Raw genomic sequence first — 13861 nt, 5'->3', positions numbered from 1 at the left:
CCGCGTGCGGGCGGCCCGAGTCATGCACGCCGCTGCGGCGGATGAACGTCATGGCGCGGGTTTTCAGCCGCCAGCCTTCGGCGGTGCGCAGGTAGGTGTCTTTGTAGTAGCCGATCCGCATGTCATGGGTGGCATGTTCGATGAAGCACAACGGTTGCGTGCCGCTCGCGGAATCACCGTCAACGTCGACCACCGCGGTCCCGGTGAGGAACAAGCCCTTCGGCGCCGCAGCGACCAGCTCGGGGAATCTGTTCAGCCGGTAGGTGTCGCCGAAGGCACTGTAGGTTCCATCGGAAGTGAAGACTGCGATGAGCCCGCCGATGTCTTCCTGGGTGATGGTGACCGCGTAGCGGGCCAGCAGCTGCTGAATCTCCACCAGGTCGTCAGTTCTTGTTGGCATACACCTTGCCGCCTTTCATGACGAAGCTGACCTTCTGCGTAACACCGATGTCAGACAACGGGTCGCCGGGAACCGCGATCACGTCGGCAAGGAGGCCTTCGGCGAGCCGGCCGCGATCGGTGACATTGATCAAGTCGGCGGCAGTCACCGTGGCCGCCCGCAGCACCGCCAGCGGTGACAAGCCCCAATCCACTAGGGTGACAAGCTCGTCGGCGTTGCGGCCGTGCGGTATTGCGGGAGCGTCGGTGCCGACCGCGATCTTCACGCCGGCTTCGTAGGCGGCCAGGATCGATGTGCGCGCCTTCGGGAACATCTCGGCGGCTTTGGCCTGCAGCTCGGGCGGGGCGTGCGAGACGTCCATGCCTTCGGCCAGCCGGCGGGTGGACACCAGGAACGTGCCGTGCTCGACCATCGTCGCGATCGCCTCGTCGTCGACGAGGAAACCGTGCTCGATGCAGTCGATCCCGGCTTGCACCGCATGCTTGACCGCGTCGGCGCCGTGGGTGTGTGCGGCGACCCGCAGCCCGCGCCGGTGTGCCTCGTCGACGATTGCGCGCAGCTCCTCGTCCGAATAGTGTTGCGCGCCGGGCGGGCCCGTCAGCGACATCACCCCGCCCGAGCAGCAGACCTTGATCAGCGCAGCGCCGTGCTTGATCTGGTAGCGCACCGCTTTGCGGATCTCGTCGATCCCGTTGGCGATGCCTTCCTCGACCGTCAACTCCAGCACGTGCGGGGCGAAAGCGGCGAACATCGTCGGGTCAAGGTGCCCGCCGGTCGGCGTAATGGCGTGTCCGGCCGGCACCACCCGGGGCCCGTCGATCCACCCCGCGTCGATGGCCTTGCCCAACGCGACGTCGAGGAGATAGCCGCCGGTCTTGACGAACAGTCCCAGGTTGCGCACGGTGGTGAACCCAGCGCGCAAGGTGCGACGGGCGTTGCCGACCGCACGCAGCATCCGCGTCGGCGGGTCGTCCTGCACCTGGGATAGCCCGGGTCGTTCCCCCCGGCCGCCCATCAGCAGGTTGACTTCCATGTCCATCAATCCGGGCAGCAGCACCTGATCGCCCAGGTCGACTACCTCGCCTTCCTCCGCGCCTCCGACGCCCACGATCCGGTCACCGTCGATCCGCAGGATCCCGGGCGACACGATTTCGCCCGCGTCGACGTCGAGCAGCCCGGCGGCCCTGACGGTCAACACGAGTCAGATCACCGGCTCCCGAACCAACTGCACCCAGGCCGCACCACTGTCGGGCACCCGGGGCTGCTTCCATGCCTCGATCGGAAACGACACCATGATCAGTGACTGCATCAGGTGCATGAGGCTGCGCGCCTCCTCGGGCAGATCGTCGAGCGGATACTGGTCGCAGTAGGCGATCACATCGTTCAGGCGCGGGAACGCGACGTCGTAGAAAGCCTGCATCTCGGCCATCGACGAGGCCAGTCGCTTGGCGTAGCGCTCAGGTTCGGTGGCCAGGTCCCAGTCCGAGAACAGCTCCAATTTGGCGAACTCGGCAGGCAGATTACTTGCTGTGGCCATTGTGGCTGTACTCCTTGACGTAATCGCCAGCCACCTTGTGCAGATGGCGGAGAAGGATTTCCTGGTCGCACAAGGGGAAGTCTTTGACGACCTTCGTGCCGATCATGGTCTGGGTCGCTTCCAGGGTGTTGGCGTCTTGCAGCGCGTACTCCTTGAACGTCACCGCAGCCAATTCGTGCGCCAGCCGCTCCCGAGCGTTGCGCGGCGGCACGAAGTACAGACTCGTCTCGAAGATGTGCTTGTCCACGGCCGTCGGCCAATAGTGATAGGTCAGGAACCAGCCCGGCTCCCAGATCAGCAGCATGAGGTTGGGGAAGAAGTGCCAGGAGTCGATACCCCATTGCGGAATCCGTTTCGGGTTGACCCCGGGCGGCAGCTCACCGAGCTTCTCAATGACCTCCGGCTTGTCCCATGGCCCGAACAGGCCGCTGCGCAGCACCTGGTCCATCGGCTTGACCATGCGCAGGTCCGCGGGCGGTGCCTGACCGCCCCAGGTGGAGATCATGCCGTGCGGGCTGTCCAGCTCGTAGTACAGCGCCTCGAAGCCGTGCTTCATGATCTTGGCGGCTTCGTCCTTGGTGTACTGGCCCTGGTGCAGTACCGGCGCATGGTAGAACTCGGCGAACGCGTCGATGAACAGCTTCCAGTTGCTGTTGACCTCGGCTTTGTAGGAGTAGACCTCGGTCATTTCGTGGAAGGGGTAGCCCTGGATGCCTTTGGCCAGTGACCCGAGGTATTCAACGAGTGGTTTTGCCTGCTGGTCGAAGTTTATGAAGATGAAACCTTCCCACACCTCGCACCGGACGCCCACCAAGCCGTAATCGCCCTTGTCGACGCTGAAGAACTCATCCTCTTGTTGAATAAACGTCAGGTCACCGTCGAGGCTGTAGCGCCAGGCGTGGTACTTGCAGGTGAACTGCCGGCAGGTGCCGGAGGTCTCCTCATGCGGATAGTCGTTCCACACCAGTTTGTTGCCGCGGTGGCGGCACAGATTGTGGTACGCCTTGACCGACCCGTCCTTGGTCTTGACGATGATCACCGACATACCCGGGCCCGCCGACGGCAGTTCTTTGGTGAAGTAGCTGCCGGTGCGCGGCAACCGCTCCACTCGGCCGACGTTGAGCCAGGTCCGCTTGAAGATCGCGTCGCGTTCGGCTTCGAAGAACGCCGGATCGACCGAGTCGGTGTAGTCGACCGGCGCCGTCCCGAGTTCTGGATACTGCTCGGTCCAGCTCCCGGCATCCGGCTTGGCAAAATGTGGCACCGTCCTACCTTCCTTTTCTTTCACCGTTTCCGTCTACCTCGACTTCGACGCCGAAGGTGTTCAGGCCCATCGCAAGGGCCGTGTAGCCCCCGACGGTGAAGATCAAGTCCATGAGCTGCTTCTCGTCGAGCCGCTCGCCGAGCGCAGTCCAGGTCTGGTCCGACAGGTTGGTTTTTCCGTCGAGTTCGTCGACGGCGCCCAGCACCACGCGGTAGAACTCGTCGGCGGCGTCACCGGTCTGCGCCGCAGCGATGTCGGCGTCGGACAGTCCGACGCGCTTGCCGATGTTGACGTGGTGGTTCCATTCGTATGCGCAGTTCCGTCGGTGGGCGACTCGCAGGATGACCAGCTCGCGCAACCGGGGCGACAGCGTCGAACGGGTCAGCAGATAGCCGCTGAACCGCAGGAACGCACGGCACAGCTCGGGGTGGCGCGCCAGGGTGGCCAGGATGTTGCCGGCATCCCGCGCGTTTCTCCGCTCTTCGGGTAGGAAGTCGGCGACTGCGCGGGTGGCAGCGTCATCCCACTGATCCGCCGTCAACGGCGCAAGGCGCATAGCAGGCTCCTCGCTTTGGAGAATTGTATTCTCATATTTGACCAACAGGTTTTCATGTTCGGTTAGATTGGTCAACAGCAGCGGAATCACCCTGGGACGACGCCCTCCGGGGTAACGGGTCCGAGGCCTTCCGCGTAACGTCGTTGGCAGTTGCGGCCACTCTTGCAGAATGTTGATTCTCGTGTTCCGAGAAGCTAATTTTCATTAGAGGGACCCTGCCGGCCTCGCGGTGGCACCCAACGGAAAGGACCACCCGGTGAACAAAGAAGACATGATTTTGATCAGCGTCGACGACCACACCGTCGAACCACCCGACATGTTCAAGAACCACCTGCCCGCGAAATACGTCGACGACGCGCCGCGCCTGGTGCACAACGCCGACGGCTCGGACACCTGGCAGTTCCGCGACACGGTGATCCCCAACGTCGCGCTCAATGCGGTCGCAGGCCGTCCCAAGGAGGAGTACGGGCTGGAGCCGCAGGGCCTGGATGAGATCCGCCCGGGCTGTTACAACGTCGACGAGCGCATCAAGGACATGAACGCCGGCGGCATTTTGGGCTCGATCTGCTTCCCGTCGTTCCCCGGCTTCGCCGGACGCCTGTTCGCCACCGAAGACCACGACTTCTCGGTGGCCCTGGTGCAGGCCTACAACGACTGGCACATCGAAGAGTGGTGCGGCGCCTATCCGGCCCGGTTCATTCCGATGGCGCTGCCGGTGATCTGGGACGCCGAGGCGTGCGCCGCGGAAGTGCGGCGGGTGTCTAAAAAGGGTGTGCACGCGCTGACCTTCACCGAGAACCCGGCCGCGATGGGCTACCCCAGCTTCCACAACGACCACTGGAAGCCGCTGTGGAAAGCGTTGTGTGACACCAACACCGTGATGAACGTGCACATCGGGTCCTCGGGCAGGCTGGCCATCACGGCGCCGGACGCACCGATGGACGTGATGATCACGCTCCAGCCGATGAACATCGTTCAGGCGGCCGCCGACCTCTTGTGGTCCAAGCCGATCAAGGACTACCCGGATTTGAAGATCGCGCTGTCGGAGGGCGGCACAGGCTGGATTCCGTACTTCCTGGAGCGAGCGGACCGGACATACGAGATGCACTCGACGTGGACGCACCAGGACTTCGGCGGCAAAGTGCCCAGCGAGGTCTTCCGGGAGCACTTCCTGACGTGTTTCATCAGCGACAAGGTGGGTGTCAAGCTGCGCAACATGATTGGCATCGACAACATCGCTTGGGAAGCCGACTACCCGCACAGTGACTCGATGTGGCCGGGTGCGCCCGAGGAGCTGTGGGATGTGCTCAGCCTGAACGACGTGCCGGACGACGAGATCAACAAGATGACGCACGAGAACGCGATGCGCTGGTACTCCTGGGAGCCGTTCACGCACATCACCCGCGAGCAGGCGGCAGTCGGCGCGCTCCGCAAGGCCGCTGAGGGACACGACGTCTCAGTCCAGGCGCTCAGCCACCACAAGGACGCCAGGTCGGGCTCGTCGTTCGCGGACTTCGCGGCTAGCGCGAAAGAACTCACCGGCAACAAAGACTGAGCACGCACGCCGCCGGAACGCGAGTGCGCCGGCGACGATGCAGAGCGAAGCGATGAGGAGGAGCGGCGCCTTAGGTAAGCCGGTGCGTGCTCTCGAGCGAAGGAGATTGAGCAGTGCCCGGCGGTGGAATGAACTTCGAGCTGACCGACGACCAGGAACTGATCCGTAAGTCGGTCGCCGAACTGGCGTCGAAGTTCGACGACCACTACTGGATGGAAAAAGACCAGGCCCACGAGTTTCCGGCCGAGTTCTATCAGGCGATCGCCGACGGGGGCTGGCTCGGTATGACGATCCCCGAACAGTACGGGGGCCACGGATTCGGGATCACCGAAGCCACGCTGCTGGCTGAGGAGGTGGCCAAGGCCGGCGGCGGAATGAACGCCGCCAGCTCCATTCATCTGTCGATCTTCGGCATGCACCCGGTGGTGGTGCACGGATCCGACGAGCTCAAGGCGCGCACGCTGCCCCGGGTGGCCACGGGCGAACTGCACGTGTGCTTCGGAGTCACCGAACCCGGCGCCGGTCTGGATACCTCGCGGATCACCACGTTCGCCAAGCGGGACGGCGACCACTACGTCGTCAACGGCCGAAAAGTGTGGATTACCAAGGCACTCGAGTCACAGAAGATCCTGCTGCTCACCCGGACGCAACCGTACTCCGAGGTCAGCAAGAAGACCGACGGTATGACGCTGTTCTTCACCGACCTCGACCGCGACCGGATCGACGTTCGGCCGATCCGCAAGATGGGCCGCAACGCAGTGAGCTCCAACGAGCTGTTCATCGACGACCTGCGCATTCCGGTAGAAGACCGAATCGGCGAGGAAGGCAGGGGGTTCAAGTACATCCTCGATGGGCTGAACCCGGAGCGGATGCTGATCGCCGCCGAGGCGCTGGGGATCGGTCGCGTCGCGCTGGACAAAGCGGTCAAGTACGGCAACGAACGGCACGTCTTCGACCGCCCGATCGGCATGAACCAGGGCATCCAGTTCCCGCTGGCCGACTCGCTTGCCCGCCTCGACGCCGCCGAGCTTATCCTGCGCAAGGCCACCTGGCTTTACGACAACGGGAGACCGTGCGGGCGGGAAGCCAACACCGCCAAATATCTGTGTGCGGACGCCGGCTTCACCGCTGCCGATCGGGCGCTGCAAACGCACGGTGGAATGGGTTATTCCGAGGAATATCACGTGTCGCGCTACTTCAGGGAAGCCCGTCTGATGAAGATCGCACCGGTCAGCCAGGAAATGATCTTGAACTTCCTCGGATCGCATGTGCTCGGGCTGCCGAGGAGTTACTGATGGCACAAGGTAATTCGCATCGGAAGTCACCGTTTGACCTGACCGGACGATCCGCGCTGGTCACCGGGGCCGGCAGCGGGATCGGCGCAGGCGTGGCCACGGCGCTGGCCGCCGCGGGCGCCGCGGTGCTGCTAAGCGACGTCAACGAACAAGCGGCTTCGGCGGTAGCGGAGCGTATCTCGGCTGATGGCGGCAAGGCCGAGGGTATCGAGCTCGATGTGCGTGACCGTGCGGCCGCAGACGATGCGGCGGCGCGGGCCGCCGGTCTGGCTGACGGAGCACTGCACATCTTGGTCAACAACGCCGGGGTGACGGCACCGGCGATGTTCGCCGACCTGACCGACGAGACCTTCCGCCGACTACTTGACGTCCACGTCATGGGTGCTTTCCACTGCAGCCAGGCCGCGTTGGGATATCTGCCCACCGACGGTACCGGGCGCATCATCAACGTCACGTCAGCGGCGGGGCTTACCGGCACGCTGGGCCAGGTGAATTATTCGGCGGCCAAAGCCGGAATCATCGGCTTGACCAAGTCATTGGCGCGTGAACTGGCACGCAAGAACATCTTGGTCAATGCGCTTGCGCCGCTGGCGGCCACCCCGATGACCGAGACCATCCGCACCAACGAGAAGTTCGCGGCCAACATGATGAATCGGATACCGCTGCGGCGCTGGGCCGGGCCAGACGAAATCGCTCCCGTGTTCGTCTTCCTGGCGTCCGACGCGGCCTCGTATATCACCGGTCAGGTGCTGCCGGTGGACGGCGGCATGGTGATGTGATGCCGGAATCCGGGGCGCCGCTGGCCGGAATCACCGTGGTGGCCTTGGAGCAGGCAGTCTCCGCTCCGATGTGCACGCGGGTGCTCGCCGATTTCGGGGCACGGGTCATCAAAGTGGAGAACCCGCAGGGCGGTGATTTCGCCCGGCACTACGACGATGTCGTCAACGGGCTTGCCGCCCACTTCGTCTGGGCCAACCGGGGCAAAGAGTCGGTGACCCTCAACCTGAAAAGCGCAGCAGGTCTCGACATCTTGCATCGGCTGCTCGACCGTGCCGATGCGCTGGTGTCCAACCTGGCGCCGGGGTCGACAGCCCGGCTCGGTCTGGCGCCGGCCGACCTGGCTAAGCGCCACCCGGACGTGATTGCGCTGGAGATCGACGGGTACGGGCCCGGCGGTCCGCTGTCGCACAAGCGGGCTTACGACCTGCTGGCGCAGGCGGAATCGGGTGCGTGCGCCGTGACTGGTTATCCCGGCACACCGGCCAAACCCGGTCCCCCGATGGCCGATATCAGCACCGGCCTTTACTCGGCGCTGGCGATTTTGACTTTGCTGTACTCCCGGGACTGCCGGCCGGATGCGGGGCAACACGGCAACGCCGTCGCGGTCAGCTTGTTCGACACCATGACCGATCTGATGGGATACCCGCTCACCTACACCCAGCATTCCGGTGTCGATCAGCAGCCGTTGGGCATGAGCTCGCCGGCGGTGGCGCCCTATGGCGCTTACCGTACCGCCGACGGCCAGACTGTAGTACTCGGCACCACCAATAACGATGAATGGCAACGACTTTCACGCGAAGTACTGCAGCGCGACGACCTGGCTGACGACGGCCGGTTCGCCTCCAACGCCGGTCGAGTCGCCCACCGCCACGTGCTCGACGAGGCGATCGGTGAATGGTGCGCGCGCCACGACCTGGAACACGTCCAGAAGACCGCCGATGCCGCCGGGATCGGCAACGCGCGCTTCAACGTGCCCAGCGAGGTTCTCGCGCACCCGCAGCTGACGGCTCGGAACCGCTGGCGGCAGGTCGACACACCCGTGGGGCCGATCTCCGCGTTGCTGCCTCCGCCGGTCATCTCCGGCTACCAGCCGGCCATGGGACCGGTGCCCGGGCTGGGTCAGCACACCGACTCGGTGCTGACCGAACTCGGCGTCGCCGCAGAGCAGATCGCCGCGTTGCGCGAGCAAGGCGCTATCGGACCGACCTGTCCGTGATATCCGACGAGCCCGTGCTGCTGTGCAGCAACCGAAACGGCGTGCGGACGCTGACCTTGAACCGGCCGCAGCGCAAGAACGCGATCAACCGCCAATTGTGGATCGAGTTGGCGGAGGCGCTGGTTGCGGCGGGTCGCGACCGCGGTGTGCGGGTCGTGGTGATCACCGGCGCCGGCGGCGCGTTCTGTTCCAGGCGGACATCTCGATCCCCGACGACAGTCACCCGGTGCACAAGCTGCAACTGCTGACCGACGTGGCGCTGGCCCTGCACGAGCTACCGGTGCCGACCATCGCCAAGGTCACCGGTGTGGCCGTCGGTGCCGGCTGGAACCTGGCGCTGGGGTGCGACTTGGTGGCTGCGACCCCCGAGTCGACGTTCTGCCAGATCTTCGCCAAGCGGGGATTGTCGATTGACCTCGGCGGATCCTGGCTGCTACCAAAAATCGTTGGCTTGCAACAGGCCAAACGGCTGGCGCTGCTGGCCGAGACCATCACCGCCGACGAAGCCCTGGCCCTTAGTCTGGTGACGTGGCTGGTGTGGGCGGTGGAGATCGACGCGGTGGCCAACGAGGCGCGGGCGCAGGTGGGTAACTTCGCCACCGTGGACGCCGCTGAAGCCTATGCGGCGTTTGCCCAGAAGCGGGAGCCGTCGTTCACTGGGAGGTGGGCGGTGCCCAGATCGGAGCGGAAAGATGCGTGAGACGGTGATCGCCGAAGCGGTTCGCACCCCGGTCGGCAAACGCAACGGAGGACTATCCGGCCTGCACCCGGCCGACTTGTCTGCGGTGGTGCTCAACGAACTGATCGAACGAACCGGCATCGACCCGGAAGTCGTCGACGACGTCATCTGGGGTTGCGTGTCGCAGGTCGGTGACCAGTCCAGCAATATCGGTCGCTACTCGGTGCTGGCCGCCGGCTGGCCGGAGAGCATTCCCGGGACGACCGTCAACCGCGCGTGCGGCTCCAGCCAGCAAGCCCTGGACTTCGCCGTGCAGGCGGTGATGTCCGGACAGCAAGATGTCGTCGTCGCGGGCGGTGTGGAAGTGATGAGTCGGGTGCCGTTGGGCGCTGCACGCGCCAGCGGTATGCCTTACGGGCCCAAAGTGCTGGAACGCTATAACGATTTCGGGTTCAATCAGGGGGTCTCCGCGGAGAAGATCGCCGAGAAGTGGGGGTTCTCCCGCGGTCGGCTCGACGAGTACTCCGCGTTGTCCCACGAGCGTGCCGCCGCCGCGCAGGACGGCGGCGCGTTCGATGCCCAGATTGTGCCGGTGTGGGTCGACAATCAGCGGGTCGCGGCCGACGAAGGTGTGCGGCGCGGCACCACAGTCGAGAAGCTGGCCGGCCTGAAACCCGCGTTCGCCGACGACGGTGTTATCCATGCCGGCAACTCCTCGCAGATTTCCGACGGGGCAGCGGCCCTGCTGGTGACGACAGACGCCATGGCGCTCGAGCTGGGATTGACGCCGATCGTGCGATATCGCGCCGGCGCGGTCACCGGCGCAGATCCGGTGCTGATGCTGACCGGTCCGATTCCGGCCACCGAGAAGGTGCTGGCCAAAGCCGGTGTCGCGCTGGACGAGGTCGGGGTGTTCGAGGTCAACGAAGCGTTCGCGCCGGTGCCGCTGGCCTGGCTCGCCGAAACCGGCGCCGACGCCGACCGGCTCAACCCGCTGGGCGGTGCGATCGCGCTGGGCCATCCGCTCGGTGCGTCCGGCGCGGTCTTGATGACACGGATGGCGTATCACATGCGCGACAACGGTATACGTTACGGACTGCAGACCATGTGTGAAGGCGGTGGCACTGCCAACGCCACGCTGGTGGAGCTCGTGCAGTAGCGGGCCCGGGGCGCACGTTGACGCGAACCGGCCGCTATGGAAATCTAATGTTCACTCTTGAGAGGAACATTCTCAAATGCGAGATTCGTCGGAGGGAGCGCATACATGGTGAACGACGTCACCGCGATGGACTTCTTCCGCGACGAGCAGCTCATCGGCGATCCCTACCCGTATTTCGACGCCCTACGGCAGCGGTGCCCGGTCACCCGCGAACCGCACCACGGGGTGGTGATGGTGACCGGATGGGACGAGGCGTGTGAAGTTGCGACCAACGCCGACACGTTCTCCTCCTGCATCTCGGTGACCGGTCCATTTCCCGGCTTCCCGGTGCCGCTCGAGGGCGACGACGTGACGGAGCTGATTGCGCAGCACCGCGACAAATTGCCGTTCAGCGACCAGCTGCCCACCCTGGACCCGCCGACGCATACCGATCATCGCGCGCTGCTGATGCGGCTGATCACGCCCAAGCGCCTCAAGGAGAACGAGGACGCCATGTGGGCGCTTGCCGACCAGGTCCTCGACGACTTCCTGGCGCCCGGTGAAGGGGAGTTCATCAAGGGCTTCGCCAGTCCGTTTACTCTGCTGGTGATCGCCGACCTGCTCGGCGTGCCCGAGGAGGATCGCGACGATTTCGTCCGCGGGCTGCACCGCAATGTCGGCGGCGGTGTCGGCGCCACCGCCGACAAGACCTTGGCGCACAGCCCGCTCGAGTTTCTGTACGGGACATTCGGTGACTACATCGAAGACCGCCGCCGCGCACCTCGTGACGATGTGCTGACCGGCCTGGCCGCCGCGACGTTCCCGGACGGCTCCACACCGGACGTCACCGACGTCGCCCGGGTCGCCACCAATGTGTTCTCGGCAGGCCAGGAAACCACGGTGCGACTGCTCGGCGCCGCGCTGCAGGTCATTGGCGAACGCTCCGACATCCAGCAGCAGCTGCGCATCGACCGCAGCTTGGTGCCCAATTTCATCGAAGAGGCGTTGCGCATCGAAAGCCCGGTCAAAGGCGACTTCCGGCTTTCCCGTAGAACCGCGACAGTGGGTGGCGTCGACATCCCTGCCGGCACCACACTGATGGTGGTCAATGCGGCCGCCAACCACGACCCGCGCCGATTCGACGAACCGGGCACCTTCGACCCGGCCCGCAAGAACGCGCGACAGCACATCGCGTTCGGGCGGGGAATTCACAGCTGCCCCGGCGCACCGCTGGCGCGAGCCGAAACCCGGGTGGCGATCGAGCGTCTGCTGGATCGGACCGCCGACATCACCGTCTCGGCAACCAAGCACGGTCCGGCAGGCAACCGCCGCTACCAATACGTCCCGACCTACATCCTGCGCGGCCTGACCGAGCTGCACCTGGAATTCACGCCGGCCGGAGACTCACGGTGAGGGTTGCGGTCGACGAAGAGCGGTGTCGCGGGCACGGTGTGTGCGTGACGTTGTGCCCGGAAGCGTTCCGCCTGACCGACGACGGATACGCCGAGGCGTACCTGGCCGACGTTCCCGCCGACTTGGAGAAGGCCGCGCAGGAGGCGATCGATTGCTGTCCTGAGCAAGCCATCGCTGAAAGCTGAATCCGCCTGTCATCGAGGAGAATCCGTATATGGCAAAAGGCTATGTCATCTTGACCGAGGCCATCAACGATCTGGAGGGCATGAAGGCCTACGGGCAGGCCGCGGGCGCGGCGATGGCCGGTGTAGGGGTTCTCGCTGTCGACACCAAACCTCAGGTCCTCGAAGGCAACTGGCACGGTAATCAAACTGTCGTGCTGGAATTCGACTCGGTGGAAGCGGCTCGCGAGTGGTATGAATCCGAGGCCTACCAGAAAGCGGCGAAACTGCGGCAGCAGGCTGCCGACACCAATGCCGTCATCCTCAGCGGCTTTTAAGGATCGACTGGCTGGCCGCCGGCTGCAATGCCTCCTGCGCTATTCCTCGACCGAGATGGCCTGGCGGGGACACTGACGCACGGCGTCTTGCACCGCGTCTTGATGCTCCGGCTCGACGTCCGGCTGCAATATTGAAAGCGTGTCGTCGTCGTTGAGTAGGAACACGTCGGGGGCGACGCCCATGCACACCCCGTTGCTTTCACAGAGGCCGAAATCTACATGAACCTTCACTTTGCCAGCCCCCTCAACGCAGGACCTTCACCGGCACGTTGTGGTAGCCGGCGACGTTTTGCATATGGACACGTTGCAGCCCATCCCAATCCACCTCGTAACGGGGCATGAAGTCGAGCAGCTTTTCCAGCGCGATCGCGCTTTCCATTCGGGCCAGCGCGGCACCCAGGCAACTGTGTATTCCGTATCCCAGGCCAAGGTTCTGCGCCTGGGAACGGTCGCGATCGATGTCGAACACCTCCGCATCGGTGAAGGCCTCCGGATCGCGGTTGGCCGATGCCCCGATCAGAAACACCGGCTTGCCGGCGGGAATGGTGCCGCCGCTGACGTGTGCCTCTTTGAGCGTGTAGCGGACGTTGTATTGCACCGGCCCTTCGTAACGCAGTAATTCTTCGACGGCGGCCGGGATCTTGCTGCGGTCCTCTTGCAGTATCTGCCATTGGTCGGGATTACGCGCGAAGATCACCGCCGCGTTGCCGACCAGCTTGGTGACTGTCTCGGCGCCGGCACCACCCAAAAGGACGGCGAAACCGGTGATCTCGATGTCGTCGAGCTTACGCAACTGGCCGTCGTCCCCTGGGATCTCAGCGGCGATCAACCGGCTGATCATGTCGTCCTGCGGCTCTTCGCGTCGGTGCTGAACCAGCGTGAAGTAATACATCGCGCTGTCGATGTTGGCCTGCATGCCCGCTTCGCCGGCCGCCACTTGCCCTGGCTCCCGGTGCAGGCTGGTGTCGATCCAGTGGCGCACCTGTTGGCGGTACTCCTCCGGCACACCGGCCATCCTGGTGATGACCTCGACCGGGAAAGGCCCGGAGAAGTCCTGCACGACGTCGAACTGATCGGGATTGGCCGCGCTCAAATATTTATCGACCGTTTCGAGCACCGTTTCCTTCTGCGACTGAATAGCCCGCGGCGTGAATGCCTTGTTGAGCAGGCTGCGCATGTGCCGGTGCTCCGGGGGGTCCATGAAGATGATCGATTTCTGCGGCACGTCGCCGGTCCGAACCATCGCCAGGTCGCAGCCGCGGGCCGACGAGTAGGTCTCATGGTCTTTGAACGCGGCGGCCACATCCACGTGGCGGGTCAGGGCGTAGAAGTCTTCTTCCTCGCTGTAATACAGCGGTGCTTCCTCGCGCATTCGCCGGTAGATCTCGAACGGGTTGTCGAAGAACTCCTCGGAGAACGGATCAAAAACGACCTTCGGTTTCGTCATGGCATCTCCTCAGCGCGGGCCGGCGGCTAAAACCGTTACGACGGAATGCGTGACTGTAACGCTAACGGTAGATCATTCATCG

15 protein-coding genes and 1 pseudogene are annotated in these 13861 nt (G+C 64.4%); 9 read left to right on the top strand and 7 right to left on the bottom strand.

The annotated features are described in order from the left end of the window. From WA317_RS22640 to WA317_RS22620, 5 genes are all read right to left on the bottom strand, one after another. Positions 1 to 400, bottom strand: a 400-nt coding sequence (locus WA317_RS22640; protein WP_425175164.1) for a nuclear transport factor 2 family protein, incomplete at its 3' end; no start/stop codon positions are given. Then, positions 384 to 1598 (bottom strand): amidohydrolase family protein, encoded by a 1215-nt coding sequence (locus WA317_RS22635; protein ID WP_425175163.1) that lies wholly within the window; start codon positions 1596 to 1598, stop codon positions 384 to 386. The genes WA317_RS22635 and WA317_RS22640, both read right to left, overlap by 17 nt. Before the next feature lie 3 nt (positions 1599 to 1601). Beyond that, positions 1602 to 1937, bottom strand: a complete 336-nt coding sequence (locus WA317_RS22630; protein WP_425175162.1) for a hypothetical protein — start codon at positions 1935 to 1937, stop codon at positions 1602 to 1604. Next, a complete protein-coding gene (locus WA317_RS22625; protein ID WP_425175161.1) occupies positions 1921 to 3201 on the bottom strand; it encodes an aromatic ring-hydroxylating oxygenase subunit alpha in 1281 nt (426 codons plus the stop codon). The genes WA317_RS22630 and WA317_RS22625 overlap by 17 nt, the downstream gene beginning before the upstream one ends. Positions 3202 to 3205: 4 nt before the next feature. Next, the gene (locus WA317_RS22620; RefSeq protein ID WP_425175160.1) at positions 3206 to 3757 is read right to left on the bottom strand and encodes a carboxymuconolactone decarboxylase family protein; all 552 of its coding nucleotides are present in this window, start codon (positions 3755 to 3757) and stop codon (positions 3206 to 3208) included. Positions 3758 to 4013: 256 nt separating this feature from the next. On the opposite strand from WA317_RS22620, the gene WA317_RS22615 reads away from it, so the two are divergent. The 9 genes and pseudogenes from WA317_RS22615 (at position 4014) to WA317_RS22575 (ending at position 12332) form a co-directional block, all read left to right on the top strand. Beyond that, a complete protein-coding gene (locus WA317_RS22615) occupies positions 4014 to 5312 on the top strand; it encodes an amidohydrolase family protein (RefSeq protein ID WP_425175159.1) in 1299 nt (432 codons plus the stop codon). Between the two features lie 128 nt (positions 5313 to 5440). Further along, a complete protein-coding gene (locus WA317_RS22610; RefSeq protein ID WP_425175167.1) occupies positions 5441 to 6607 on the top strand; it encodes an acyl-CoA dehydrogenase family protein in 1167 nt (388 codons plus the stop codon). Next, entirely contained in the window at positions 6607 to 7386 is a 780-nt protein-coding gene (locus WA317_RS22605) for an SDR family oxidoreductase (protein ID WP_425175158.1), read from the top strand. The genes WA317_RS22610 and WA317_RS22605 overlap by 1 nt, the downstream gene beginning before the upstream one ends. Further along, positions 7386 to 8603, top strand: coding sequence for a CaiB/BaiF CoA transferase family protein (locus tag WA317_RS22600; RefSeq protein WP_425175157.1), 1218 nt, complete (start codon positions 7386 to 7388; stop codon positions 8601 to 8603). The genes WA317_RS22605 and WA317_RS22600 overlap by 1 nt, the downstream gene beginning before the upstream one ends. Further along, positions 8603 to 9303: pseudogene (locus tag WA317_RS22595) on the top strand (enoyl-CoA hydratase/isomerase family protein). Before WA317_RS22600 ends, WA317_RS22595 begins: the two are co-directional and overlap by 1 nt. Further along, positions 9296 to 10441 carry a thiolase family protein gene (locus tag WA317_RS22590; RefSeq protein WP_425175156.1) on the top strand — a complete coding sequence of 382 codons (1146 nt, stop codon included), beginning with the start codon at positions 9296 to 9298 and terminating at the stop codon, positions 10439 to 10441. The pseudogene WA317_RS22595 and the gene WA317_RS22590 overlap by 8 nt, the downstream one beginning before the upstream one ends. A gap of 105 nt (positions 10442 to 10546) precedes the next feature. Then, the gene (locus WA317_RS22585) at positions 10547 to 11833 is read left to right on the top strand and encodes a cytochrome P450 (RefSeq protein WP_425175155.1); all 1287 of its coding nucleotides are present in this window, start codon (positions 10547 to 10549) and stop codon (positions 11831 to 11833) included. Next, complete coding sequence (locus WA317_RS22580) at positions 11830 to 12018, top strand: ferredoxin (RefSeq protein ID WP_425175154.1); 189 nt, start codon at positions 11830 to 11832, stop codon at positions 12016 to 12018. Before WA317_RS22585 ends, WA317_RS22580 begins: the two co-directional genes overlap by 4 nt. A gap of 29 nt (positions 12019 to 12047) precedes the next feature. Further along, a complete protein-coding gene (locus WA317_RS22575) occupies positions 12048 to 12332 on the top strand; it encodes a DUF1330 domain-containing protein (RefSeq protein WP_425175153.1) in 285 nt (94 codons plus the stop codon). A gap of 39 nt (positions 12333 to 12371) precedes the next feature. Here the strand turns inward: WA317_RS22575 and WA317_RS22570 are convergent, their stop codons facing one another. Beyond that, complete coding sequence (locus WA317_RS22570; protein ID WP_425175152.1) at positions 12372 to 12563, bottom strand: ferredoxin; 192 nt, start codon at positions 12561 to 12563, stop codon at positions 12372 to 12374. A 13-nt stretch (positions 12564 to 12576) separates the two neighbouring features. Next, entirely contained in the window at positions 12577 to 13779 is a 1203-nt protein-coding gene (locus WA317_RS22565) for a cytochrome P450 (protein WP_425175151.1), read from the bottom strand. Positions 13780 to 13861: the final 82 nt, after the last annotated feature.

Origin of the sequence: Mycobacterium sp., from assembly GCF_049802695.1 — a bacterium.
Taxonomy (GTDB): Bacteria; Actinomycetota; Actinomycetes; order Mycobacteriales; family Mycobacteriaceae; genus Mycobacterium.
Note: the sequence above shows the minus strand (reverse complement) of the source record. Positions and strands in the feature narration are given on the sequence as shown.

Bases quoted from the DNA above. Each gene is read 5' to 3' on its own strand.
- WA317_RS22620 (WP_425175160.1), bottom strand. From the start codon at position 3,757: ATGCGCCTTGCGCCGTTGACGGCGGATCAGTGGGATGACGCTGCCACC.
- WA317_RS22600 (WP_425175157.1), top strand. From the start codon at position 7,386: ATGCCGGAATCCGGGGCGCCGCTGGCCGGAATCACCGTGGTGGCCTTG.
- WA317_RS22585 (WP_425175155.1), top strand. From the start codon at position 10,547: ATGGTGAACGACGTCACCGCGATGGACTTCTTCCGCGACGAGCAGCTC.
- WA317_RS22610 (WP_425175167.1), top strand. From the start codon at position 5,441: ATGAACTTCGAGCTGACCGACGACCAGGAACTGATCCGTAAGTCGGTC.
- WA317_RS22590 (WP_425175156.1), top strand. From the start codon at position 9,296: ATGCGTGAGACGGTGATCGCCGAAGCGGTTCGCACCCCGGTCGGCAAA.
- WA317_RS22605 (WP_425175158.1), top strand. From the start codon at position 6,607: ATGGCACAAGGTAATTCGCATCGGAAGTCACCGTTTGACCTGACCGGA.
- WA317_RS22565 (WP_425175151.1), bottom strand. From the start codon at position 13,779: ATGACGAAACCGAAGGTCGTTTTTGATCCGTTCTCCGAGGAGTTCTTC.
- WA317_RS22575 (WP_425175153.1), top strand. From the start codon at position 12,048: ATGGCAAAAGGCTATGTCATCTTGACCGAGGCCATCAACGATCTGGAG.
- WA317_RS22630 (WP_425175162.1), bottom strand. From the start codon at position 1,937: ATGGCCACAGCAAGTAATCTGCCTGCCGAGTTCGCCAAATTGGAGCTG.